The sequence below is a fragment of the Streptomyces sp. CNZ301 genome, from assembly GCF_004217425.1.
This window is the reverse complement of sequence record NZ_SHLG01000002.1, coordinates 1032031-1056217: the sequence shown is the minus strand read 5'-3', so window position 1 is coordinate 1056217 and position 24187 is coordinate 1032031. Positions and strand designations below refer to the sequence as shown.

General features: G+C 70.7%; 17 protein-coding genes. 12 read left to right on the top strand and 5 right to left on the bottom strand.

Annotation, left to right across the window (positions count from 1 at the left end):
* Nucleotides 1-83 precede the first annotated feature (83 nt).
* Nucleotides 84-1595 (top strand): GTPase HflX, encoded by a 1512-nt coding sequence (gene hflX, locus EV375_RS28715; RefSeq protein WP_130302804.1) that lies wholly within the window; start codon nucleotides 84-86, stop codon nucleotides 1593-1595.
* A 134-nt stretch (nucleotides 1596-1729) separates the two neighbouring features.
* On the opposite strand, the gene EV375_RS28710 is transcribed toward hflX, so the two are convergent.
* Together EV375_RS28710 and EV375_RS28705 are read right to left on the bottom strand one after the other, a co-directional pair.
* A complete protein-coding gene (locus EV375_RS28710; RefSeq protein WP_130302803.1) occupies nucleotides 1730-2923 on the bottom strand; it encodes a S1 family serine peptidase in 1194 nt (397 codons plus the stop codon).
* A gap of 191 nt (nucleotides 2924-3114) precedes the next feature.
* On the bottom strand, nucleotides 3115-4335 hold the full coding sequence (locus EV375_RS28705; RefSeq protein ID WP_130302802.1) for a S1 family serine peptidase: 1221 nt from the start codon (nucleotides 4333-4335) through the stop codon (nucleotides 3115-3117).
* Between the two features lie 623 nt (nucleotides 4336-4958).
* On the opposite strand from EV375_RS28705, the gene EV375_RS28700 reads away from it, so the two are divergent.
* From EV375_RS28700 to EV375_RS28685, 4 genes are all read left to right on the top strand, one after another.
* The gene (locus EV375_RS28700; RefSeq protein ID WP_486588860.1) at nucleotides 4959-6887 is read left to right on the top strand and encodes an IucA/IucC family protein; all 1929 of its coding nucleotides are present in this window, start codon (nucleotides 4959-4961) and stop codon (nucleotides 6885-6887) included.
* Nucleotides 6888-6921: 34 nt separating this feature from the next.
* Nucleotides 6922-7746 (top strand): GNAT family N-acetyltransferase, encoded by an 825-nt coding sequence (locus EV375_RS30035; protein WP_486588859.1) that lies wholly within the window; start codon nucleotides 6922-6924, stop codon nucleotides 7744-7746.
* Nucleotides 7747-7844: 98 nt separating this feature from the next.
* The gene (locus EV375_RS28690; RefSeq protein WP_486588885.1) at nucleotides 7845-9764 is read left to right on the top strand and encodes an IucA/IucC family protein; all 1920 of its coding nucleotides are present in this window, start codon (nucleotides 7845-7847) and stop codon (nucleotides 9762-9764) included.
* A gap of 52 nt (nucleotides 9765-9816) precedes the next feature.
* Nucleotides 9817-11874 carry an ATP-dependent DNA helicase gene (locus tag EV375_RS28685; protein WP_130302800.1) on the top strand — a complete coding sequence of 686 codons (2058 nt, stop codon included), beginning with the start codon at nucleotides 9817-9819 and terminating at the stop codon, nucleotides 11872-11874.
* Nucleotides 11875-11971: 97 nt separating this feature from the next.
* On the opposite strand, the gene lexA is transcribed toward EV375_RS28685, so the two are convergent.
* Complete coding sequence (gene lexA, locus EV375_RS28680) at nucleotides 11972-12784, bottom strand: transcriptional repressor LexA (protein WP_130302799.1); 813 nt, start codon at nucleotides 12782-12784, stop codon at nucleotides 11972-11974.
* A 436-nt stretch (nucleotides 12785-13220) separates the two neighbouring features.
* Here lexA and nrdR point away from each other — a divergent pair, with 436 nt between their 5' ends.
* Together nrdR and EV375_RS28670 are read left to right on the top strand one after the other, a co-directional pair.
* Nucleotides 13221-13832 (top strand): transcriptional regulator NrdR, encoded by a 612-nt coding sequence (gene nrdR / locus EV375_RS28675; RefSeq protein ID WP_130302798.1) that lies wholly within the window; start codon nucleotides 13221-13223, stop codon nucleotides 13830-13832.
* A gap of 137 nt (nucleotides 13833-13969) precedes the next feature.
* On the top strand, nucleotides 13970-16858 hold the full coding sequence (locus EV375_RS28670; RefSeq protein ID WP_130302797.1) for a vitamin B12-dependent ribonucleotide reductase: 2889 nt from the start codon (nucleotides 13970-13972) through the stop codon (nucleotides 16856-16858).
* Between the two features lie 291 nt (nucleotides 16859-17149).
* Here the strand turns inward: EV375_RS28670 and EV375_RS28665 are convergent, their stop codons facing one another.
* Nucleotides 17150-17632: an HIT family protein gene (locus EV375_RS28665; protein ID WP_130302796.1), complete on the bottom strand. Its 483-nt coding sequence runs from the start codon at nucleotides 17630-17632 to the stop codon at nucleotides 17150-17152.
* Nucleotides 17633-17900: 268 nt separating this feature from the next.
* Here EV375_RS28665 and EV375_RS28660 point away from each other — a divergent pair, with 268 nt between their 5' ends.
* From EV375_RS28660 to EV375_RS28640, 5 genes are all read left to right on the top strand, one after another.
* A complete protein-coding gene (locus tag EV375_RS28660) occupies nucleotides 17901-18764 on the top strand; it encodes an SDR family oxidoreductase (RefSeq protein WP_486588858.1) in 864 nt (287 codons plus the stop codon).
* A gap of 84 nt (nucleotides 18765-18848) precedes the next feature.
* Nucleotides 18849-19457 (top strand): YdbC family protein, encoded by a 609-nt coding sequence (locus EV375_RS28655; RefSeq protein WP_074466933.1) that lies wholly within the window; start codon nucleotides 18849-18851, stop codon nucleotides 19455-19457.
* A gap of 28 nt (nucleotides 19458-19485) precedes the next feature.
* The gene (locus EV375_RS28650) at nucleotides 19486-20139 is read left to right on the top strand and encodes a histidine phosphatase family protein (protein WP_130302795.1); all 654 of its coding nucleotides are present in this window, start codon (nucleotides 19486-19488) and stop codon (nucleotides 20137-20139) included.
* A gap of 279 nt (nucleotides 20140-20418) precedes the next feature.
* On the top strand, nucleotides 20419-21114 hold the full coding sequence (locus EV375_RS28645) for a ribonuclease HII (protein WP_130302794.1): 696 nt from the start codon (nucleotides 20419-20421) through the stop codon (nucleotides 21112-21114).
* 276 nt (nucleotides 21115-21390) lie between these two features.
* On the top strand, nucleotides 21391-21813 hold the full coding sequence (locus EV375_RS28640) for a hypothetical protein (RefSeq protein WP_486588857.1): 423 nt from the start codon (nucleotides 21391-21393) through the stop codon (nucleotides 21811-21813).
* A gap of 69 nt (nucleotides 21814-21882) precedes the next feature.
* Here EV375_RS28640 and EV375_RS28635 read toward each other — a convergent pair whose 3' ends face one another.
* A complete protein-coding gene (locus tag EV375_RS28635; protein WP_130302792.1) occupies nucleotides 21883-24075 on the bottom strand; it encodes a RecQ family ATP-dependent DNA helicase in 2193 nt (730 codons plus the stop codon).
* Nucleotides 24076-24187: the final 112 nt, after the last annotated feature.

Here is a 24187-nt window from a genome sequence, read left to right as displayed (position 1 = left end):
ATACCGCCGGACGGGCGTTCTCCCCGTAGCGGGACGTCCCGTATTTCTCCGTCCCGCATCTCTCACTTCGACGTAAGGACCAAATGACCTACTCCTCTTCTCTTCCACACACTGGCCGACGTGTCGCCGAGTCCGACCGCCGAGCTGACGCCCTGATGGAAGAGGACGTCGCTTGGAGTGACGGGATCGACGGCGAGCGTGACGGCGATCAGTACGACCGCAGTGAACGGGCGGCCCTGCGCCGCGTGGCGGGTCTCTCCACCGAGCTGGAGGACGTCACCGAGGTCGAGTACAGGCAGCTGCGCCTCGAGCGCGTGGTGCTCGTGGGCGTGTGGACCTCCGGAACCGCGCAGGACGCGGAGAACTCCCTCGCGGAGCTCGCGGCCCTCGCGGAGACGGCGGGAGCGCTCGTCCTGGACGGAGTCATCCAGCGTCGCGACAAGCCGGACCCGGCCACGTACATCGGGTCGGGCAAGGCGGAGGAGCTGCGGGGCATCGTCCTGGAGACCGGCGCCGACACCGTCGTCTGCGACGGTGAGCTGAGCCCGGGGCAGCTGATCCATCTCGAGGACGTCGTCAAGATCAAGGTCGTCGACCGTACGGCCCTGATCCTGGACATCTTCGCGCAGCACGCCAAGTCCCGTGAGGGCAAGGCCCAGGTGTCACTGGCGCAGATGCAGTACATGCTTCCCAGGCTGCGCGGCTGGGGACAGTCGCTGTCGCGGCAGATGGGCGGCGGCGGCTCCGGTTCGGCCGGAGGCGGTATGGCCACGCGTGGTCCCGGTGAGACGAAGATCGAGACGGACCGGCGGCGCATCCGCGAGAAGATGGCCAAGATGCGCCGTGAGATCGCGGAGATGAAGACCAGCCGTGACATCAAGCGGCAGGAGCGGCGCCGCAACAAGGTGCCGTCGGCCGCCATCGCCGGATACACCAACGCGGGCAAGTCCTCGCTGCTCAACCGGCTCACGGGTGCGGGCGTCCTGGTGGAGAACTCCCTGTTCGCCACGCTGGACCCGACAGTGCGCAAGGCCGAGACGCCGAGCGGCCGGCTGCACACGCTGACCGACACCGTCGGCTTCGTACGGCATCTGCCGCACCACCTGGTTGACGCCTTCCGCTCCACGATGGAGGAGGTGGCCGACGCCGACCTCATCCTGCACGTGGTCGACGGCGCACACCCGGATCCCGAGGAGCAGCTGGCATCGGTCCGCGGCGTGATCAGGGACGTGGGAGCCTCTCACGTGCCCGAGATCGTCGTCGTCAACAAGGCTGACGCGGCCGAACCGCTCGTGCTGGAGCGGCTGTTGCGCGCGGAGAGCCGGGCGATCGCGGTGTCCGCCCGCACCGGGCAGGGCATCGAGGAGCTGCGTGCCCTCATCGACGAGGATCTTCCGCGTCCCTCGGTCGAGCTGGAGGCACTGGTTCCGTACACCGAGGGCAAGTTGGTCTCGCGTGTGCACAGCGAGGGCGAGGTGCTCTCCGAGACGCACACCGAGGACGGCACTCTGCTCAAGGCGCGCGTGCACGCCGAACTGGCCGCGGAACTGCGCAGGTTCGAGCCGCAGCCGGCAGGCGACGCGCAGAGTCTTTAGCGGCCCCGACCTGCGGGCAGCGCCCCGAAGCTGTCGGAGCCGTCCACGAGCGGCACGACGGCACGGCCGCGGTCCCGCCACCGGAGCAACCGGGAGGCGGACCGCGGCCGTTGCGGTGAGTGTCCCTCCGGAATTCAGTTCTTCCCTGCGTACTTCCTGCTGACCGCGTCGAAGACGCCCTCGGCCGTCTGCCCGAGGCGAGGTCCGGCCAGCCACGTCGCGGGCTGCGGGCCGATCGAATTGACCGAAACCAGCTCGGCCTTGCCGTCCGCGCCCTTCATGAACCAGCCGCCGCCGGAGGAGCCGCCCGTCATGGTGCAGCCGATGCGGTACAGGGAAGGCTGCGACGGGTCGATCGTGAGCTCGCCGGGCCTGTCGGTGCAGCTGTACATCCTGGCGCCGTCGAACGGCGGTGCCGCCGGGTAGCCGTACGAGCTGAGCCCGGAGAAGCGTTCCGCGCGCGGGGCGTCGAAGTTGATCCGCACGGCGGCGCCGACCGTCTCCTCCAGGGACTTTCCGGCGGGGCGCTCCGGCCTCACGTGCAGGACCGCGAAGTCCTGCTGCGCGCCGCCGCCGCCCGACGCCGAGCCCTGCTTGATCCAGTAGTCGCTGGTCTGCGCCCACTCGCCCCACCACTGGCCGTACGGGGCGACGTCCTGCGGCTGGGCGCTGCGCACCTGCGACGGCGGGAGGCCGCGGTTGTTGTACGCGGGCACGAACATGATGTTGCGCAGCCAGCCGCCGTTCCTGCCCGAGTGCACACAGTGCCCCGCAGTGGCGACCAGGTTGGACTTGCCCGGGTTGCGCGGGTCCTTGACCACCGTGCCCGAGCAGACCATCGGACCCTTCGGGGTGTCCATGAAGACCTTGCCGGCAGGTGCCGCGTTCCGCGTGTACGGGGTGTCGACGCCGCGCGCCTTCACGGGGCGCGGCTCGGGACCGCTGGCGCTCACGCCTGACGCGGCTTCGACGTCCTCGGGGACGCGCTTGCCGTTGTCCTCCGCCTCGTCCATGCGGTCCCGTTTCCAGTGGTCCTTGATGTAGGGGTTCACGAAGTCGCGTCCCTCACGGACCCATTGGTCGCGGTCCCAGTTCTTCCACTCGCCGTCGCGCCACTTCTCCAGGTCCTTCAGGGACGTGGGCAGATCCTCCGGCAGGTCCTCCGGAATTCCCAGGTCCTGCGTCGGCGACGGCTGCGCGGAGGCCCGGGCGCTCGCGTCGGTGCCGCCGCCGGACTGGCAGGCGGTGAGGGTGAGCGCGAGCGCGGTCAGCGCCGCGGTGGCGGCCGCGGTCCTGCGACGGCGCCCGTGCCTGCGTATCGGTGACATGTGAACGATCCCCCTGGGTGTGGAAAGGGAGGCCCGAGTCGGCACGGGCCCGGTGTGCGGTGGTCTGCGGCACCTGCCCCGAGCGCAACAGACGTGCGCGGCAAAGGCGTTGGCCGGGCGACGGGAGCGGGGTGTCCGGGCGTCCGGCCGCCCGGCGGCGCCGAAGCCCCTGAACACCCCGCTGCTCGCGGCTACTTGGCGGAGACGCTGTCGAAGATGCCCTTGGCTTCCCTGCCGATGCGCGGACCGGCGAGCCAGCCGCCCTCGACGGGCCCGACGGAAGTGACCGAGAGCAGCTCCCTGCCGCTCGGGCTGAGCCATCCGCCGCCGGAGGAACCACCTGTCATGCTGCAGCCGACGCGGTACATCGTGGGCTGACGGGCGTCGAGCGTCAGACGTCCGGGCTTGCCGGTGCAGGTGAGCATCTTCGTACCGTCGAACGGGGGCGCGGCCGGGTACCCGTGCGGTGTCAGACTTGGAAGGGCCTTGACCCGGGGCGTGCCGAAGTTGACCTTCGCTGCCTTGCCCACGGTCTCCTCCAGAGAGGGGCCCGACCGCCTGTCCTCGGGGCGCACCTTCATCACCGCGAAGTCCTGGGGTGCGCCCTTGCCGCCCGTCCGCGCCCCGTTGGCGATCCAGTGGTCGGTGGTGCGTGCGTACTTCGCCCACCAGACACCGTCGGGGGCGACATCCTTCCGGTCCGCCTTCGCCAGCTGCGCGTCGGACAGCCCCTTCGGGTTGTAGCGGGGCACGAAGACGACGTTGCGGAACCAGCCGCCGTCCTTGCCTGCGTGCACACAGTGCCCTGCGGTCGCGACGAGGTTGGACTTGCCCGGGTTGCGGGGGTCCTTGACCACCGTGCCGGAGCAGACCGTCGGACCCTGCGGGGTGTCCATGAACACCTTGCCGACGGGCGGACTGGACTTGGTGTAGGGGAGCTCGACCTGCTTGGCGGGCACGCGCGCGGGGGCCGGGTCGGTGACGCCCTCGTCCTCCCCGGTGCCGCCCTTGCCGCCGCTCTCACTGTCGTCGATCTCGTCGTCGTCGACCTTGCGGTCGTTCCCGTCGGCGTCCTTCATCCGGTCCGGGTCCCACAGGTCGTCGATGATCGGGTTGATGAACTCCTTGGCCCTGCGGAGCCATTCGTCCCGGTCCCAGTTCTTCCACTCGCCGTTGCGCCACTTGTCCAGGTCCTCGAGGGAGCTGGGGAGATCCTTGGGCAGATTCTCCGGAAGGCCGAGACGGTCCCGCTTCTCGTCCTGCTCGGACGCGGACGCGGAAGCACTGGGCCCGCCCCCGGCGCCGTTGTCCTCCGGTCCGCACGCTGTGACCGCGACGGCGAGCGCTGCGACGACCGCCGCGACGGCCGGCGCGGGACGCCGTCGCCGCACCTGCCCTGTGTGGGCTGACATGAATGAACTCCCCCTGAATGTCCTTGTTCCTGTTGAGTTGTCACGGCCCCCTGCGGGGCGGCGAGTGTCACGGCCCCTTGCGGAACGGCTGGTTGGACTTCAGCCGCACGGCCGCCCGGTGCCGCACCGGCCGGGAGCCTGGGGAAACTATGCCCCGTGAGGTGGGGGACGGGACCGGCAGGGTCCACGGTTCCGACCGGTTCACGTCACAGATCTTCACTTCGCCCGTGATCAGGGCGCTCCGGCTTCGTTGGTACGGACGGGGGAGGCGGCCCGCTCTTCGGCGTGCCGAGTCGACACCGGAGGAGACCTCTGTGAACGCCCGTACCGGAGCGGACCGTTCAGTCCCGCGTGAACTCGTCACCGAGCAGGTCGGTCCTCCGGCGCCGAAACCGCACACGGCACCCGTACCGCCCGCTCCGTCCGGCTCACCTGTCCCGTCCGCCGCGTTGTCCGGTCCGGCTGCCTCCGCCTCCGTCCCGGCGTCTCCCTCGTCCTCCGTTCCCGTGCCCCTGTCGTCCTCCGGCCCGCCGTTCCCCTCGTCCTCAGTACCCTCCTCCTCTGCCTCCTCCGCGCTCCTGCCCGAGCAGGCGCAGGGGCCCGCGCGCGCTGCCCGGCCGGACGTGACGGCGGCTGCGGACGCCGGCCCGGACGACGCGGCGCGGACGGCGGACGAGGCCGCCGTCCGCAACCTGCTGTGCTGCTGGGTGCGGGAGAACGACATCGCCCGCCCGGCCCGGGGCCAGGACACCCTCGTGCTCCCCATGGAGGCCACCGGTGTGGTCCTGCGGGTCCCCGTGCGCTACTGGTCGCCGACCGGACGGCACGACTTCGGACCGCCGCGCCTGGACGGAGTCCCCGCGGGCGCGGCGCCTCTCGACGCCGTGGTCCTCGCCGCGCTCATCGCACGCGAAGCCGTCCACCGGAGCGGCGCCGAACCCCGGGACGCCGACCCGGCCGCCTCCGCTGCGCACGGCGCATCCGCTGCGCACGGCGCCTTCGATTCACAGGCCGGGCCCGTCGCGCCCGCCTCCGACCCTGCCTCCGTCCCCCGGTCCGCGTCCCTCCCCGCGTCCGCCTCCGTCGACGCCGCCGACCTCGTCGCCCGTGTCGCCGACTCCGTGCGTCGCGCCACCGGGTTCCTCGCCGAGCGCAGCGCGGCGCCCCAACCCCCGCCGGGCAACGGCCCGTTCCTGGACGCCGAACAGTCGCTCGTCCTCGGCCATCCGCTGCACCCCGCGCCCAAGAGCCGTCAGAGTCTCTCCGACGAGGAGTGCCGGGCCTACTCGCCGGAGACGCGGGCGTCCTTCCCGCTGCACTGGATCGCCGTCGACGAATCCGTCCTGGCATGCGACTCGGCCTGGACGGAACGCGGCCGCGCCGTCGGCGCCCAGCAACTCGCCGCCCGGCTCGCGGGCGAGGCGCTCGTGTCCCGACTGCCCGCCGGGACCGTGCCGCTGCCCCTGCACCCCTGGCAGGCCCGCCACCTCTCGCACCGCCCCGCCGTGGCCCGGCTCCTCGCGGACGGGCTCCTGCACCACGTCGGCGAGGCAGGTGACGCCTGGCACCCCACGTCGTCCGTCCGCACGGTGGCGCGGCCCGGCGGGCCGGCGATGCTCAAGCTCTCCCTCGGCCTGCCCATCACCAACTCCCGCCGCGAGAACCTGCGCAAGGAACTGCTGCGCGGACTCGAGGTGCACCGGCTGCTGCGCTCCGGCCTGGGTGCGCAGTGGCGGGCGGTGCACCCCGGCTTCGACATCGTCCGCGACCCTGCGTGGCTCGGCGTCGACGGGCCCGACGGCAGGCCCCTGCAGGGCCTGGACACCGTCGTGCGGCACAACCCCTTCGCCCCGTCGGACGACGTCGCCTGCGTCGCCGGACTCACTGCCGAACAGCCCTGGCCCGGTGCGCCGTACGGAGCGCTGCGGTCCCGGCTGGCGGACGTCGTGGGAAGGCTCGCCGCCCGGACGGACCGCTCCGTCACGACCGTCGCCACCGAGTGGTTCCTGCGCTATCTCGACGCCGTGGTGCGGCCCGTCCTGTGGCTGGACGCGCACGCCGGGATCGCACTGGAGGCGCACCAGCAGAACACGCTGGTGCTGCTCGACCGCGCCGGATGGCCGTGCGGCGGGCGCTACCGCGACAACCAGGGCTACTACTTCCGCGAGTCGCGGCGCGACGCGCTCCAGCAGCGGCTGCCCGGCACGCGGCTCGGCGTGGACAGCGACTCCTTTGTCGAGGACGCCGTGACCGACGAACGCTTCGCGTACTACCTCGGGATCAACAACATCCTCGGGCTGATCGGCGCCTTCGGCGTCCAACGGCTGGCGGACGAGGCGGTGTTGCTCGCCGCGGCGAGACAGTTCCTGCGGATGCGGGCCCGCGCGGCCGAGGGCGGTCCGTTCTCGGCGCTGCCCGCTCTTCTGCTGGAATCGCCGACGCTGCGCTGCAAGGCCAACCTGCTCACGCGGCTGCACGGCATGGACGAACTCGTCGGCCCCGTCGACACCCAGTCCGTATACGTCACCGTCACGAACCCGCTGTACCGGTGACCGGCGTCGTGGTTGCGAGAGGAGCTGCGCTCACGTGAACCGTCCGAACCCCGCGGCCTCCGGCGGACCGGAGACCTCCGGCCGGCCCGGCGCGCCGGGGGAGTCCGTGCCGTCCGGCGTGTCGGACAGCGACGACACCCTCGACCTGGGGCGCTCCGGTGACCTGGCGGCGCTGCTTGCCGAACACGAGCGGTACGGCGCCCCGGAGCGGCAGCGCCGGCACGGCTGTCCGGCAGGGGACTTACCGGCGAACAGTCCCGCGCCCTCGCAGCAGGTCCCGGGCTCCGACGACCTGCTCGACCGCGTCGGCGAATGGCCGCCGTCGCACACGCCGGTGGGCACGATGAGACTCGTGCCGGTCCGCCTGGACCGCGATCTGCGGCTCGTCGCCGCCTGGATGAACGACCCTGCGGTGGCGGCCTTCTGGGAGCTGTCCGGCCCGCAGGAGGTGACGGCGAAGCACCTGCGGGCCCAACTCGACGGCGACGGGCGCAGCGTCCCGTGCCTCGGCCTTCTCGACGGGGTCCCGATGAGCTACTGGGAGATCTACCGCGCGGACCTCGACCCCATCGCCCGGTACTGCAGCGCCAGACCTCACGACACCGGGCTGCACCTGCTGATCGGCGGCGTGCCCGACCGCGGCCGCGGCATCGGAACCGCGCTGCTGCGCGCCGTCGCCGATCTCGTCCTCGACCAACGGCCGCGCTGCGGCCGGGTGCTGGCCGAGCCGGACGTGCGCAACGTGGCCTCCGTCGCGGCGTTCCTGAGCGCCGGGTTCCGGCTCTCGGCCGAGGTCGATCTGCCGGGGAAGCGGGCCGCGCTCATGGTCCGCGACAGGGCGCTGCGCGAAGTGCTCTGAGGGCCTGTTCCGGCCTGCCACGGATCTGCCGCCGGCCCTCCCTCCCTGTCTCCCCGCTCTCCTGTCCCTGTCCCCGAACAAGGAGTCCCACAGTGCACCTGCCGGCTTCCGACGGCACCCACGACGACGAAGCCCGCCGCCCCGGCGAGCTGCACCTGCCGCCGGGCATCGACCCGGACAGCTGGCGCAGGGCCGGCAGACGGCTGCTGGTGAAGATGATCAGCGAGTTCGCGTACGAGGAGATCATCCGGCCGGAGCCCGACACGGACCGGGACACCCCGGCCGGAACCGGCGCGAACGACGACAGCCTGCCCGGCACGGAACCGCCCTCCGCATCCGCTCCCGCTCCCGCTTCCGCTCCCGGCCCCGGCGACCTCGCCACGCGCCCGTACCGCCTGCGCGTCAGCGACGACCTCACGATCCGCTTCCGTGCCCGTCGCGGCGCCTACGGACACTGGATCATCGACCCGGCCTCGCTGACCCCGGCCGGAACCGACCCGTTCGCCTTCCTGCTGCGCGCCCACGACACGCTCCTCGCGCTGACCGGGGACACCACGGGCCACCTCATCCGCGAACTGTCCGCCACACTCCTCGCCGACGTACGGCTCAGCGAGCGCGAACTGCCCGCCGCCCGCCTTGCCGACCTCGGCTATGCCGAACTCGAAGGGCATCAGAAGGGGCATCCCTGGCTCGTCGCGAACAAGGGCCGCCTGGGCTTCTCCGCGTCGGACGCGGCCCGCTGGGCGCCCGAGGCCCGCCGCGAACAGCGCCTGCCCTGGCTGGCCGTGCGCAACGGTCTGGCCGACTACCGGGGCGTCCCCACGCTCGCCGAGCCTCACCGGCTCTACGAGCGCGAACTCGCACCCGAGACCCTCCGGGACTTCCGCCACACCCTGCGCTCACGCGGACTGCCCGCCGAGGACTATCTGTTCCTGCCCGTACACCCCTGGCAGTGGGACGAGACCATCGCACCGCTGTTCGCCGACGCGCTCGCCAAGGGCGACATCGTCCCGCTGCGCACCGACGGCGACCTGCGGCTGCCCCAGCAGTCAGTGCGCACCTTCCTCAACACAAGCCGTCCCGAGCGGTACACGGTCAAGCTGCCGCTGTCCGTGCTCAACACCCTTGTCTGGCGCGGCCTTCCGACGGAACGGACCCTTGCCGCGCCGTCGGTCACGCGGTGGATCCACGGACTGCGCGACCGTGACGCCTTTCTGCGCGACGAGTGCCGCGTGATCCTGCTCGGCGAGGTCGCCTCCGTCACCGTCCGGCATCCCCTCTACGACCGGCTGCCGCAGGTGCCGTACCAGTACCGCGAACTCCTGGGCTGCATCTGGCGCGAACCGCTGACCGGGCAGCTCGAATCCGGTGAGCGGGGGCGGACCCTCGCCTCCCTGATCCACACCGACGCACGAGACAGGGCGCTCACCGCGGAGCTCGTCGAGCGTTCCGGGCTGCCGCCCCGCGTGTGGCTGCGCCGCCTCTTCGCCGCGGTCATGCCGCCGCTGCTGCACTTCCTCTACCGCTACGGGACGGTCTTCTCGCCGCACGGCGAGAACGCGATCGTCGTCTTCGACGAGGACGACGTGCCCGTACGGCTGGCGGTCAAGGACTTCGTCGACGACGTCAACGTCAGCGCCGATCCGGTCCCCGAACTGGACGACATGCCCGGCGAAGTGCGCGAGGTGCTGCTGACGGAGCCCCCGGGGTTCCTCACGCAGTTCATCCACTCCGGTCTCTTCGTGGGCGTGTTCCGCTACCTCGCCCCGCTGTGTGAGGAGCAACTGCGGGTTCCCGAGGGGGAGTTCTGGTCGCTGCTGCGCGCGGAGACCGAGCGCCACCAGGCCCGCTTCCCCGAACTGAAGGACCGCTTCGCGGCGTTCGACCTGCTCGTCCCGCGCATCGAACGGCTCTGCCTCAACCGGAACCGTCTGCACATGGACGGCTACCGCGACAGCTCCGAGCGGCCGCACGCAGCCGTCCACGGCACCGTCGCCAACCCGCTCCACCCGGCGTGAGAGGACCGGGAGCGGACGCGGTGTCACAGGCGCCGCGTAGGGTGTCGGATCTATGAGCAAGCCCGCCCTCACCGAGCTCCTGCACGCCGCCGTCACCGCTGTCGGCGGTACGGAACGGCCTGGTCAGGTGGCCATGGCCGAAGCCGTCGCCGACGCGGTCGACGACGGTACCCATCTGCTGATCCAGGCGGGCACCGGCACCGGAAAGTCCCTCGGCTACCTCGTTCCCGCGCTTGCGCACGGCGAGCCCGTCGTGATCGCCACGGCCACGCTCGCACTTCAGCGTCAGCTCGTGGAGCGCGACCTTCCCCGTACGGTCGAGGCGCTTCAGCCGCTGCTGCGCCGCCGCGCCCCGTTCGCGATGCTCAAGGGCCGCTCCAACTACCTGTGCCTGCACCGGCTTCACGAGGGCGTCCCGCAGGAAGAGGAGGACGGCCTCTTCGACCCTCTGCTGGCCTCCGGCATGGGGGACCCCAAGGCCGCGGCCCCCACCTCCACCCTCGGCAAGGACCTGCTCCGGCTGCGCGACTGGTCCGGCGAGACGGACACGGGCGACAGGGACGATCTGCGGCCCGGCGTCTCCGACCGCGCCTGGTCCCAGGTGTCGGTCTCCTCGCGTGAGTGCCTCGGCGCCACGAAGTGCGCCTACGGAGCCGAGTGCTTCGCCGAGAGCGCGCGCGAGCGGGCCAAGCTCGCCGAGGTCGTCGTCACCAACCACGCACTGCTCGCGATCGACGCGATCGAGGACGCCTCCGTGCTGCCGGCGCACGAGGTGCTGATCGTCGACGAGGCGCACGAACTCGTCTCGCGCGTGACGGGAGTGGCCACCGGCGAACTGTCGCCCGGCGGTGTCAACCGGGCCGTCCGCCGCGCCGCGAAACTCATCGACGAGAAGACCGCCGACCGGCTCCAGACGGCCGCCGAGGGGTTCGAGCGGGTCATGGAGCTGGCCCTGCCCGGGCGGCTCGAAACCGTCCCCGACGATCTCGCGCACGTCCTCATGGCGCTCCGTGACGCCACCCGCGCCGGCATCACGACGCTGGGCAACACCCGCGACAAGTCCGTGCAGGACGAGGACGCGGTGCGCAAACAGGCCCTGGCGTCGATGGAGAACGTGCACGATGTCGCCGAACGCGTCGTGGAATCCTCGGAGTTCGACGTGATCTGGTACGAGCGGCACGACCGCTACGGTGCCTCTCTGCGCGTCGCGCCGCTGTCGGTCGCCGGGCTGCTGCGGGAGAAGCTGTTCACCGACCGCTCGGTCGTCCTGACCTCGGCGACGCTCAAGCTCGGCGGCGATTTCAACGGGGTCGGCGCCTCGCTCGGCCTCGCCCCCGAGCGCGTGGTGGCCGACGATGCGCCGGACGGCGACGGTGATTCGGCGCAGAAGGAGACCCCGCGGTGGCGGGGTATCGACGCCGGGTCACCGTTCGACTACCGCAAGCAGGGAATCCTCTATGTCGCGCGGCATCTCGCACCGCCGGGCCGTGAGCCCTCGCGGCGCGACATGCTCGACGAGCTGGCCGACCTGGTGGGGGCGGCAGGAGGCCGCACGCTCGGGCTCTTCTCCTCCATGCGGGCCGCTCAGACGGCGGCCGAGGATCTGCGCGGCAGGATGGAGGTGCCGATCCTGCTCCAGGGCGAGGAGACGCTGGGCGAGCTGATCCGCCGCTTCGCAGACGACGCGGAGACGTGCCTGTTCGGGACGCTGTCGCTCTGGCAGGGCGTCGATGTCCCGGGTGCGAACTGCCAGTTGGTGGTGATGGACCGCATCCCCTTCCCGCGCCCCGACGATCCGCTGATGAGCGCCCGGCAGAAGGCCGTCGAGGAGCACGGCGGCAATGGGTTCATGGCCGTCGCGGCCACGCACGCGGCGCTGCTGATGGCGCAGGGCTCGGGGCGGCTCGTGCGGGCGTCGGGGGACCGGGGCGTGGTCGCCGTGCTGGACCCGCGGCTCGAGCGGGCGCGGTACGGGGGCTTTCTCCGGGCCTCGATGCCCGACTTCTGGTACACGACGGACCGCAACCAGGCGCGGCGTTCACTCGCCGCCATCGACAAGGCGGCGAAGGAGTCCGCGGCCGGGGCCGCGAAGAGCACCGCGAAGGCGTAGCGCCTTGCGCGGACACGGCGGAGCCGCCGGTTCCGGCGCAGTGGAACCGGCGGCCCGTCACTCGCGAGGGGCCCGGGCCCGGGCCTTTGCGCGGGCCTCAGACCCTGCGCAGCACGGCGACGACCTTGCCGAGGATCGTCGCGTCGTCACCAGGGATGGGCTGATACGCGGAGTTGTGCGGGAGCAGCCACACGTGACCGTCCTCGCGCTTGAAGCGCTTGACGGTGGCCTCGCCGTCGAGCATGGCCGCGACGATGTCGCCGTTCTCTGCGACCGGCTGCCGCCGCACGGTGACCCAGTCGCCGTCGCAGATGGCCGCTTCGACCATCGAGTCGCCGACCACCTTGAGTACGAACAGCTCGCCGTCGCCGACGAGTTGACGCGGCAGCGGGAAGACGTCCTCGACCGACTCCTCCGCCAGGATCGGACCGCCGGCGGCGATCCGGCCGACCAGCGGCACGTAGGAGGCGGACGGCTTTCCCGTGGTATCAGTCGTGACCTGGGCTGCCGGCGCGTCCGAGCCGCGGACCTCGTAGGCGCGAGGACGGTGGGGGTCGCGCCGGAGGAAGCCCTTGCGCTCCAGCGCCATGAGCTGATGTGCCACGGAGGAGGTGCTGGAGAGGCCCACGGCCTGACCGATCTCCCTCATGGACGGTGGGTAGCCACGACGCTGCACCGAGTCACGGATCACTTCGATCACGCGACGTTGGCGGTCTGTGAGCCCCGAACTGTCCGCACGGATCCCGGGAGGTCGCCCCGGCAGCGAGCGCTTCGCCTGCTGCGTGTCCTGTGCCTCGGCGTCCAGTGCGCCGTCCGCGTCCTCCACCGGCGTTACCGGCGGAATGTGGTCGAGCGACTGCGCGGAACGGTTCTGGGACGTGATGGTGGCGCTGTTTGCTGTGGTGGTCACGTCGGCCCCTCTCGAGCGTTTCTCCCTAGTGGGACAACGGTAGTTGGTTTCGAAAGGTTGCGCCAAACACACGTTCGAGTGAAAATCCCGCGACCGACTGGCACGGCTCGTGCCCGGGGTGTAGATACCGCGAGCCACCGAGCGCCGCTGCCGGCTCACAGAGTCTCGCAGGCGTGCCCCGCCGACGGGGGGCGCATTCGATCTCGCGTACTCTCGTCTGCTGTCGCGCACCTCGACACGCTTTCCATCAACTCGCGTGCAGACACCAGATCTAGTGCTTAGATTGGCGCGCGCCACCACAAGTTGTGGTCCCCCTGCTCGCAGTTGAGGGTTTGTGGACTATGCTGGTGGCAACTTCGCGGGCTCCTGCCGGGGCCGTGCGAGGGCGTAACAGTCATGCACGAGGCGGGCTTTCGCAGGCTCAAGGAGGGTGGAAATGCACTGTCCCTTCTGCCGGCACCCCGACAGTCGCGTGGTCGACAGCCGGACCACCGACGATGGCACCGCCATCAGGCGGCGCCGCCAGTGCCCCGACTGCTCCCGCCGCTTCACCACCGTGGAGAGCGCGTCCTTGATGGTGATCAAGCGCAGCGGTGTCACGGAGCCCTTCAGCCGGGACAAGGTGATCTCGGGCGTGCGCAAAGCGTGTCAGGGCCGCCCGGTCACCGAGGACGCGCTGGCCCAGCTCGGCCAGCGGGTCGAGGAGGCCGCCAGGGCTACGGGCAGTGCCGAGCTGTCCACGCATGACGTCGGGCTCGCGATACTCGGCCCGCTCCAGGACCTCGATCTCGTGGCCTACCTGCGGTTCGCCTCCGTCTACCGCGCCTTCGAGTCCCTCGAGGACTTCGAGGACGCCGTGGCGGAGCTGCGGGAGGCCCGCGCGAGCGGACCGGCCGCCGGTGACGGCGCAGGCGGCGAAGGCCAGGAGGACCGGAGGGGCCAGGGGGACCCGGAAGTGCCGGATTCCCGCGGGGACCACGGGGAGAACGGCGCCGACGGCGCGGGCGGTACCCCGGGAGCGCCGGTCAGGGCGTCTGCCGCCGACTGAGCGGCGGAGCGTCGAGAAGACCTCGGGCTCCGGCGGGAGTGCATCGTGGCGCATGCCGCCGAGAGCCATGGAACAAGCAAGGTGCCCCGGGAAGATTCGGGGCGCATCGGGGCGTTATGCCCGTACAGGGAGGCGGAATGACAGAGACGACGAGCGGCCCGGCACGCGGCTTCCGCGCGAAGGGCGGCAAGGTGGCGAAGGGGCTCCGGATCGAGCGCATCCACACCACTCCCGGGATTCATCCCTACGACGAGGTGGAGTGGGAGCGCCGTGACGTCGTCATGACCAACTGGCGCGACGGCTCGGTCAACTTCGAGCAGCGTGGCGTCGAATTCCCCGCCTTCTGGTCGGTGAACGCGACCAACATCGTGACCAGCAAGTACTTCCGCGGCGCCGTGGGCACGCCTCAGCGCGAGAACAGCCTCAAGCAGCTGATCGACCGCGTCGTGAAGACCTACCGCGCGGCCGGTGAGCAGCACGGCTACTTCGCCTCCCCGGCGGACGCGGAGATCTTCGAGCACGAGCTGGCCTACGCGGTGCTGCACCAGATCTTCAGCTTCAACTCCCCGGTCTGGTTCAACGTGGGCACGACCCAGCCGCAGCAGGTCTCGGCCTGCTTCATCCTCTCCGTGGACGACTCCATGGAGTCGATCCTCGACTGGTACAAGGAAGAGGGGATGATCTTCAAGGGCGGTTCCGGGGCCGGCCTGAACCTCTCCCGGATCCGTTCCTCCAGGGAACTGCTCTCCTCCGGGGGCAACGCCTCCGGTCCCGTCTCCTTCATGCGCGGAGCGGACGCCTCCGCCGGAACGATCAAGTCGGGCGGCGCCACGCGCCGCGCGGCCAAGATGGTCGTGCTCGACGTCGACCACCCCGACGTCGAGGCCTTCATCGAGACGAAGGTCAAGGAGGAGGAGAAGATCCGCGCCCTGCGCGATGCGGGCTTCGACATGGATCTCGGCGGCGACGACATCACGTCCGTCCAGTACCAGAACGCCAACAACTCGGTGCGTGTGACCGACGCGTTCATGAAGGCGGTCGAGTCCGGCTCGAAGTTCGGCCTGCGCGGGCGCATGACGGGCGAGGTCGTCGACGAGGTCGACGCCAAGGCGCTCTTCCGGAAGATGGCCGAGGCCGCCCACGTCTGCGCCGACCCGGGAATCCAGTACGACGACACCATCAACCACTGGCACACGTCGCCGGAGTCGGGCAGGATCACCGCCTCCAACCCGTGCAGCGAGTACATGCACCTGGACAACTCGTCCTGCAACCTGGCCTCGTTGAACCTGATGAAGTTCCTGCGCGACGACGACGAGGGCCACCAGTCCTTCGACGCCGGACGCTTCGCGAAGGTCGTCGAACTCGTCATCACCGCGATGGACATCTCCATCTGCTTCGCCGACTTCCCGACCGAGAAGATCGGGGAAACGACCCGTGACTTCCGCCAGTTGGGCATCGGCTACGCCAACCTGGGCGCGCTGCTCATGGCGACGGGCCACGCGTACGACTCCGACGGCGGCCGTGCGCTGGCCGGGAGCATCACCTCGCTGATGACGGGCACGTCCTACCGGCGCTCCGCCGAACTGGCCGGGGTGGTCGGTCCGTACGAGGGCTACGCACGCAACTCCGACGCGCACAACCGCGTGATGCGGCAGCACTCCGACGCCAACGACTCGGCGCGGCGGGCCGACGACCTGGACACCCCCGTGTGGGCGGCGGCCACGGAGGCGTGGCAGGACGTGCTGCGGCTGGGCAAGAAGCACGGCTTCCGCAATGCGCAGGCCTCCGTGCTGGCACCGACGGGCACCATCGGCCTGATGATGGACTGCGACACGACGGGCGTAGAACCCGACCTGGCCCTGGTCAAGTTCAAGAAGCTCGTCGGCGGCGGCTCCATGCAGATCGTCAACAACACGGTGCCCAAGGCGCTCAAGCGGCTGGGGTACCCGGCCGAGCAGGTCGAGGCGATCGTCGAGCACATCGCGGAGCACGGCAACGTCATCGACGCGCCGGGTCTGCGCCCGGAGCACTACGACGTCTTCGACTGCGCCATGGGCGAGCGTTCCATCTCCCCGATGGGACATGTGCGGATGATGGCCGCTGCACAGCCGTTCCTCTCCGGCGCGATCTCCAAGACCGTGAACATGGCCGCGTCCTCCACCGTCGAGGACGTCGAGGAGATCTACCTGCAGGGCTGGAAGCTCGGCACGAAGGCGCTCGCCGTCTACGTGGAGAACTCCAAGGTCGGCCAGCCGCTCTCCGCCAAGCGCAAGGAGGAGAAGGCCGAGGCCGAGCCGGAGAAGGTCGTCGAGTACCGGCCGGTGCGGCAGCGCCTGCCCAAGGGCCGTCCCGGCATCACCACCTCCTTCACGGTGGGCGGCGCCGAGGGCTACATGACGGCGAACTCCTACCCGGACGACGGGCTGGGCGAGGTCTTCCTGAAGATGTCCAAGCAGGGTTCGACCCTCGCGGGCATGATGGACGCCTTCTCGATCGCCGTCTCTGTCGGACTGCAGTACGGCGTGCCGCTGGAGACGTACGTCTCGAAGTTCACGAACATGCGCTTCGAGCCGGCGGGGATGACCGACGACCCGGATGTGCGGATGGCACAGTCGATCGTCGACTACATCTTCCGGCGTCTGGCCCTGGACTTCCTGCCCTTCGAAACGCGCTCGGCCCTGGGCATCCACTCGGCGAGCGAGCGTCAGCGCCACCTGGAGACGGGCTCGTACGAGCCCTCCGAGGAGGAGCTCGACGTGGAGGGTCTCGCGCAGTCCGCGCCGAAGGCCGAGACGGTCAGGGAGGCCAAGGAGAAGGCGAAGGAGGAGGCCAAGGCAGAAGGGGTCAGCGAGTCCCAGGCGCCGGCTCCCGCTCCGGGCGGTGCCCACAACTCCACGGAGCTGATGGAGATGCAGCTCGGCCTGAACGCCGACGCACCGCTGTGCTTCTCCTGCGGGACGAAGATGCGCCGCGCGGGCAGCTGCTACCTGTGCGAGGGCTGCGGCTCGACCAGCGGGTGCAGCTGAGTACGGGCGCAACTGTGTCTGATGCGACATTGAGCAGCTGTTGCTGAGGGCGCTGATCTGCGCTTGAGAGAGGGTGCCGGCCGTCGGTCGGCACCCTCTCCGGCGTTCAAGCACCATGTGTTCACGGAGGACAACGGTCAACTGGCCGGTTCGGACAGCCCGTTCGGAGGGCCTCAGCGGGGACGCATCCTTGCCGGCTCCGGCGGAGCCGACTCGACGATCCGGCGGTCGTGGCGCGCTTGAGGCCAACGTGCCTCGCTCACTCAACGGTGGGGGACAAACCGTCCTCGTTCACTCCGCGGTGAGGGACAACCCGTCCAGTTCGTCGCCGATCGCCTGCCGCAGCGCGTCATGCCGCGGACCGAAAGCGAAGCGCTCATCAGTCCATCGCTCACTCGGGTACAACCAGACCGGCTTGCCCACCAACTCGCCCGGCTCCCAGTCGAACCGGGGCCAGACGTGGGCATGCAGAAAGTTGTCGGTGTTGCCGAGAATTTCCAGATTCACGCGCCTGAAGGCGGGGTCCAGGCGGCGGCAAGCGCGTTCGACCGCTTCCCCGAGGCGGTCCATGTCCGAGAGGAATGACATCCGCTTCGCCTTCGGCAGATCCGACAGGCGTTGCACATCCGGCTCGTCGATCAGCAGTACCGAATAGCCGGGCAGGAACTGGATGTCCCCGATCACCGCGAACCCCGCCTCCAGCCGTCTCAGCACGGTGGGGTTCTCGCCCCTCAAGGCACTCCCGATCCGGTCGCTGCGCCAGTCATCCGTCATGGCGGGAACTTATAGGGCAAGGACCACTTGAGTCCTCGCCGGCCGGCGATCCATCCGGAACGGCAGCTCAGCGCAAAGGCGATCTCCACCAGCAGGAGCGCCCGCCCACGGGCGAGGCCCGGCAGGGTCGACCATTCGGGACCGGTACGGACCGGGCCCCGCATCTGCTCGTGCGGACCGGGACATCGAGCCGGCCCGGCCGACCGGGAGCCTGACCGTCGGCGCGGGCGGGCTGCGGGACGTCGTGCGGCAGGCGGAGGATGGTCGCATGGACGAACCGACGACGGACCGCATGAGCACGGCGGGCGGAGGCCCGCGAGGCCCCGTCCTGGTGACCGGCGGCACGGGCACGCTCGGCCGCACGGTCGTACGGAAACTGCTGGAGCGCGGACATGCGGTCAGGGTGCTCAGCCGCCGTCCGCGCCCGCACAGCCCGGCAGTGGCCGGGGCCAAAGGCGGCGGGCAGGACCCCGAGTGGGCGACGGGCGATCTCGCATCGGGCGAGGGACTCGGCGCGGCCGTGGCCGGGGTGGGAAGCGTCGTCCACTGCGCCACGACCGGGACCGGTAAGGACGTCGAGGCGACGCAACGGCTGACCGAGGCGCTCAGCCGGTCCGGCGCCAAACCCCACCTGATCTACATCTCCATCGTGGGCGTCGATCTTGTGCCGTTCTTCTATTACCGGGCGAAGGCGGAAGCCGAGCGGATCGTCCAGGGCAGCGGGCTGCCCTGGACGATCCTCCGCGCCACCCAGTTCCACGACCTGATCGCGCGGCTCACCACGGCTCAGCGGTGGCTGCCCGTCACGCTCTACCCGGCCGGGATGTCGTTCCAGCCCATCGAGGTGGGGGAGGTCGCGGAACGCTTGGCGGAGCTGGCCCTGGGGGCACCTGCCGGGCGGGTTGCGGACATGGGCGGCCCCGAGGTGCGCACCTCCCGGGAACTGGCCCAGCTGACCCTGCACGCGTACCGCTGGCGGCGGCCGCTGCTGCCGGTTCCTCTCGCGGGCAAGGCGGTCCGCGGCTACCGGGCCGGGCATCACACCACTCCCGGGCACGCCGTGGGACGCAGGACCTTCACCGAGTATGTGGTGGCGACCGCAGCCGCTGAAGGGAGCGGTCGCAGGCAGTGATGTGGCGGTGCCGGAGGGCTTGAGCCCGCGTTCAGGGAACAGTGTGCGTACGGCTTGTCACCCGGTTGGCCGTACGATGGCGCGGTGCTGGTCAAGTGGATGCGCTGCACCGTCGTGGACCGTCGAGGGTTCGAGCGGGGACAGCGGAAGTGGGCTGGGCTGCTCGGTGAGCCGGGTTTCCGGGGGCAAGGCGGTGGATGGAGCCGCTCCAGGGAGAACGTGGCGCACCTCTTCGGCTTCTGGGAGAGCCGTGCCTTCTACGACTCGTTCATGGCGCGCTCCCACGACCGGCTGCACGCGGCCCAGGTCGGCACGTACAAGGACATGCGCGTGCGCCTCTTCGAGTACCGCTTCGATGTGAAGACAGGCTTCCGCCCCGTCTTCGCTGACGCCGACCTGCTGCGCGTCGCCCACTGCCGCGTGCGGGGTGACCGCATCGAGCACTACACGCTGATGCAGGAGAAGGTCTGGAATCCGGCGATGGCCGGGTCGCCGGGGATGCTGCGCGGGGTGTTCACACAGTCGCAGACCGAGGACGAGTTCATGGTGCTGTCGATGTGGGACTCCGCGGCGGAGCACGGCAAATACCGCACGGAGCGGGTGGAACGGCTCGCACTCCGCGCCCAGATCGGAGCGGATGTGACCGGAATCGCCGGTGACGTGATCGACCTCGAGCCTTCCTGGACCGTCTGACCTCTGCCCCGCGCCATAGAGTGGCCGCATGGCACGACCGAGGCGCATCGTCCTCGTCCGGCACGGAGAGTCGGAGGGGAACTGCGACGACAGCATTTACGAGCGTGTGCCGGACCATGCCCTTGCGCTGACGGAGAAGGGCGTGCGGCAGGCCGAGGCGACCGGTGAGCAGCTGCGCGAACTCTTCGGCAGCGAGCGTGTCTCCGCCTACGTCTCCCCGTACCGGCGCACGCTGCAGACACTCGCCGCGTTCGCGCTCGACCCTGCGCTGCTGCGTGTACGCGAGGAGCCACGACTGCGGGAGCAGGACTGGGGGAACTGGCAGGACCGCGAGGACGTACGGAAGCAGAAGCAGTACCGCGACGCCTACGGGCACTTCTTCTACCGCTTCGCGCAGGGGGAGTCCGGAGCGGACGTCTACGACAGGGCCGGTGCGTTCCTGGAAAGCCTCTGGCGCAGCTTCGAACGGCCGGACCACCCGCCGAACGTCCTGATCGTCACGCACGGGCTGACCATGCGGCTCTTCTGCATGCGGTGGCTGCACTGGACGGTGGCGGAGTTCGAGTCGCTGTCGAACCCGGGTAACGCGGAGACCCGTACGCTGGAACTGGGGAGTGACGGGCGCTACCACCTCGACCGGCCCTTCGAGCAATGGTGCACACCGCGCTCGTACGGACCCTGAACGTGACGCCGTGGGACGGCCGACCGCGAGCGGGAGGCGGCGGACGGGCCGGGTGCCACGCGGAACGACGAGAACCGAACGACGCACCGTGAACGCATCATCATGAAGGACGAAGCCCAAGACGCGGTATCCGGAGATCTCGCTGGTCGTCCGGACGGCAAGTCCCAGGCGCCGCACGGCACTTGGGACGGTCCGCCGCACGATGGCCGGGAGGGCGGTGCTTATTGCCCCGGGCCCGTCGGCCAAGGAACGCAGGAGCAGCGCTACGCTGATCCGGCCATGCCGATCCCACCTCCAACTCACCGCGTCGAGCGGTCGATCCGCGCCAAGACGGGCGCCAAAGTGGTGGCCGGGATCGACGAAGTGGGCAGGGGAGCCTGGGCAGGGCCCGTCACCGTGTGCGCCGCCGTCACGGGGCTGCGCCGACCGCCGGAAGGCCTCACCGACTCCAAGCTCCTCACCGCGAAGCGGCGCACGGAACTCGCCGGCTTCCTGGACGAATGGGTCTCGGCCCATGCCCTCGGACACTCCTCCTCCGAGGAGATCGACGCGCTGGGCATGACGGCCGCGCTCCGGCTCGCCGCGTCGCGCGCGCTCGAGGCCCTGCCCGTTTGCCCGGACGCGGTGATCCTCGACGGCAAGCACGACTACCTGGGCGGCCCGTGGCGGGTGCGGACCGTGATCAAGGGTGACCAGTCGTGCATCTCCGTGGCGGCTGCTTCCGTTCTGGCCAAGGTGCGCAGGGATGCCCTCATGGCCGAAGTCGGAGCAGATCACGCGGACTTCGGGTTCGCCGACAACGCCGGCTACCCCTCGCCGGTGCACAAGACGGCGCTGCAGGCGTTCGGCCCGACTCCGCACCACAGGATGTCGTGGGCGTTCATGGATGCCCTGCCGCGCTGGCAGCACCTCAAGCGGATGCGCGTCGTCCCGGACGAAGAGACCCCGCCCGCCGAGCAGATGAGCTTCTTCTGAGCCGGCCTCCGCGGACCGGGAATCCACCTCGGAAATCCCTGGCCGAACCCGCTTACGCAGCTCGTTCCGGCGTTTGATAGACAATCCCTCATGCCTCTCACTCCCGAGGAGCCACAGATTCAGGAGAGCGCCCCGGGCAGCCGCAACTCGGCGGCAGCGACCCGGACTCCGCAGGCTTCCCGCCCAGCAGCACCCGTTCCCGGCCCCCGGGCTCCCTCGCGTCCCACACCGCCGCGCGCGGACAGAAAGGGGCCGACTCCGGGCCGCCCCGGCCCTGTGCGCACGGGTTCGCAGCGCACAGCCACCGCGTCCGCCCGCCCCGCCGCGGCGATCGAACTGGTCGCCGCCACCGACACGACGGCCGTGGACGTGGCGGACGAGACCGTGGACAAGCTTCTCGACGAGGGCACCCCACCGGGTGACGTTCTTGTCATCACGACCGGCGAACAGCATCCGTGGGCACAGCACGAACTCTCCTTCGGTGAGGACGCCTACTGGGGTCAACTGGCCGACGGCGAGGACGTCTTCTGTGTACACGCCACCGCGACGTCACGCGTCACGCGGCGGGCCGTCGTCGTCCTGGCCGTCAACGGAGGTACGGACACGCAGGCTGCCGAGGCCCTGCCGGCCGCGCTCGCGAAGGCAGGGCGCAGTCTGATCGTCTGCGGCGACCCGCAGCGGCTTCGTCAGCTCCTCTGAGCGGGCAGCGCCGAGGCTGACCTGCCCCGCGCGCAGGCGGCAACGCCTCGGCGCGTCATCCCTGCGCGGTCATCCCTGCACGGCGAGGACCAGCGGCAGGACTGCGCTCGCCCCTGATTGCAGCAGCAGCCGTGCCGCCACCGCGAGCGTCCAGCCCGTGTCCGCGAAGTCGTCCACCAGCAGCACCGGGCCGCCGGCGTCCGCGACCGCCGCCGACAGTGGCCCGGGCAGCGTCAGCGAACCGTGCAGGGCGCGGAGGCGCTGCGCCCCGTTGCTGCGTGCGGGCGCGCCGTGCGGGCCACCCGCTCCGTAGGTGACGGTGCCGAGCAGGGGCATGTGGCCGATCTCCGATATGCGCTCGCCCAGCGACCGGACCAGCCGCGGCCGGGTGCGCGAGTCCACGGTGACCACGCCGACCGGACGGGCCGGGGCGTCAGGAGCGCCCGAACTCCAACCACCCGGCGCTTTGGCCCAGTCGGCGAGCACATCCACCACCGCCGCTACGACGTCGTCGGGTACCGGGGCATCCTCCGCCCCAGGTGAGAGCAGCGGACGGAGCCGATTGCCCCAACCGATGTCCGAGAGCCTTCCCAGGGCGCGGCCGGTGGCTGCCTGCTCAGCGGCCGGGATCCGTCCCTTCAGGTCGACACCGACAGTCGGCAGCCCCGTCGGCCACATCTTGCGGGGTTCCACCTCGACACCCGGCCGGGCGAGTTCCCCGCGGGCCGCCTCCAGCGTGGTCGCGGATACTTCGGGCGTGAACCGGGGGCCCGCGCAGTTGTCGCAGCGCCCGCAGGCGGCCGCCTCCCCGTCGTCGAGCTGTCGCCGCAGGAACTCCATTCGGCATTCCGCCGTCGCCGCGTACTGCCGCATGGCCTCTTGTTCGGTCTCACGCTGGCGCGCGACCCAGGCGTAGCGCTCCGCGTCGTACTCCCAAGCCTGGCCCGTGGCCGTCCAGCCGCCCCGCACCCGCCGCACCGCTCCGTCCACGTCGAGGACCTTGAGCATGGTTTCGAGCCGCGACCGGCGAAGTTCCACCTGCGGTTCCAGCGCCGGAAGCGACAGCGGACGGTCCGCTGCGGCCAGAACGTCGAGGGTTCGGCGCACCTGCTCCTCGGCGGGGAAGGCCAGGGACGCGAAGTAGCGCCAGATCGCCTCGTCCTCCCGGCCCGGCAGGAGAAGCACCTCCGCGTGTGCGACACCTCGGCCCGCCCGGCCCACCTGCTGGTAGTAGGCGATGGGGGAGGAGGGGGAGCCGAGGTGGATGACGAAGCCCAGGTCCGGCTTGTCGAAGCCCATGCCCAGTGCTGATGTGGCCACCAGGGCTTTGACCCGGTTCCCGAGCAAGTCGGCCTCAGCCGCCTCCCGTTCGGCGTTCTCGGAGCGGCCCGTGTACGCGGCCACGGCGTGTCCCTGGCTCCGCAGGAATGCCGTCACCTCCTCCGCGGCGGCGACGGTGAGGGTGTACACGATGCCGGAGCCCGGCAGTTCTTTCAGGTGATCCGACAGCCAGGCCATCCGGTTCGCCGCGTCGGGCAGCCTGAGCACACCGAGGCTGAGGCTCTCCCGCTCCAGCGGCCCGCGCAGCACCAGCGCGCCGCCACCGGCGGCCTCCGGGCCGGAGCCTTCGGCGGGTGCGTGTGTGCCGAGCTGCTCGGCCACGTCGGCCGTCACTCTCGCGTTGGCCGTGGCCGTTGTGGCGAGCACGGGCACGCCGGCCGGCAGCTCGGCGAGCATGGTGCGCAGGCGGCGGTAGTCCGGCCGGAAGTCGTGACCCCAGTCCGAGATGCAGTGGGCCTCGTCCACCACGAGCAGGCCCGTGGCGGCGGTGAGCTCGGGCAGGACCTGGTCCCGGAAGTCGGGATTGTTCAGCCGCTCCGGGCTGACGAGCAGTACATCCACGCCGCCTTCGGCGATCGCGGCCTGGACGGCTTCCCACTCCTGCGTGTTCGAGGAGTTGATGGTGCTTGCGCGGATGCCGGCCTGCTCGGCGGCGGCCACCTGATTCCGCATCAGGGCCAGCAGCGGGGAGACGATGACAGTGGGCCCCTCGCCGGCGGCCCGCAGCAGCGCCGTCGCGACGAAGTAGACCGCCGACTTGCCCCAGCCGGTGCGCTGGACGACGAGGGCCCGCCGCCGCTCCGCTACCAGCGCTTCGATGGCGCGCCACTGGTCGTCGCGCAGCCGGGCCTCGCCCGAGGTGTCACCGACGAGGCGGGCGAGAACAGCGTCGGCCTTGAGGCGAAGCTCCGTGTTGTTCATGGCTCCATGCAACCGGATGCCGGACGTATTCGGCCAACGAGCCTGTGGACAACCCGACCGCTGGTGCGACAGAAGTACTAACCGGGAAGCTTGTGGACAACCCGGGGCAAGT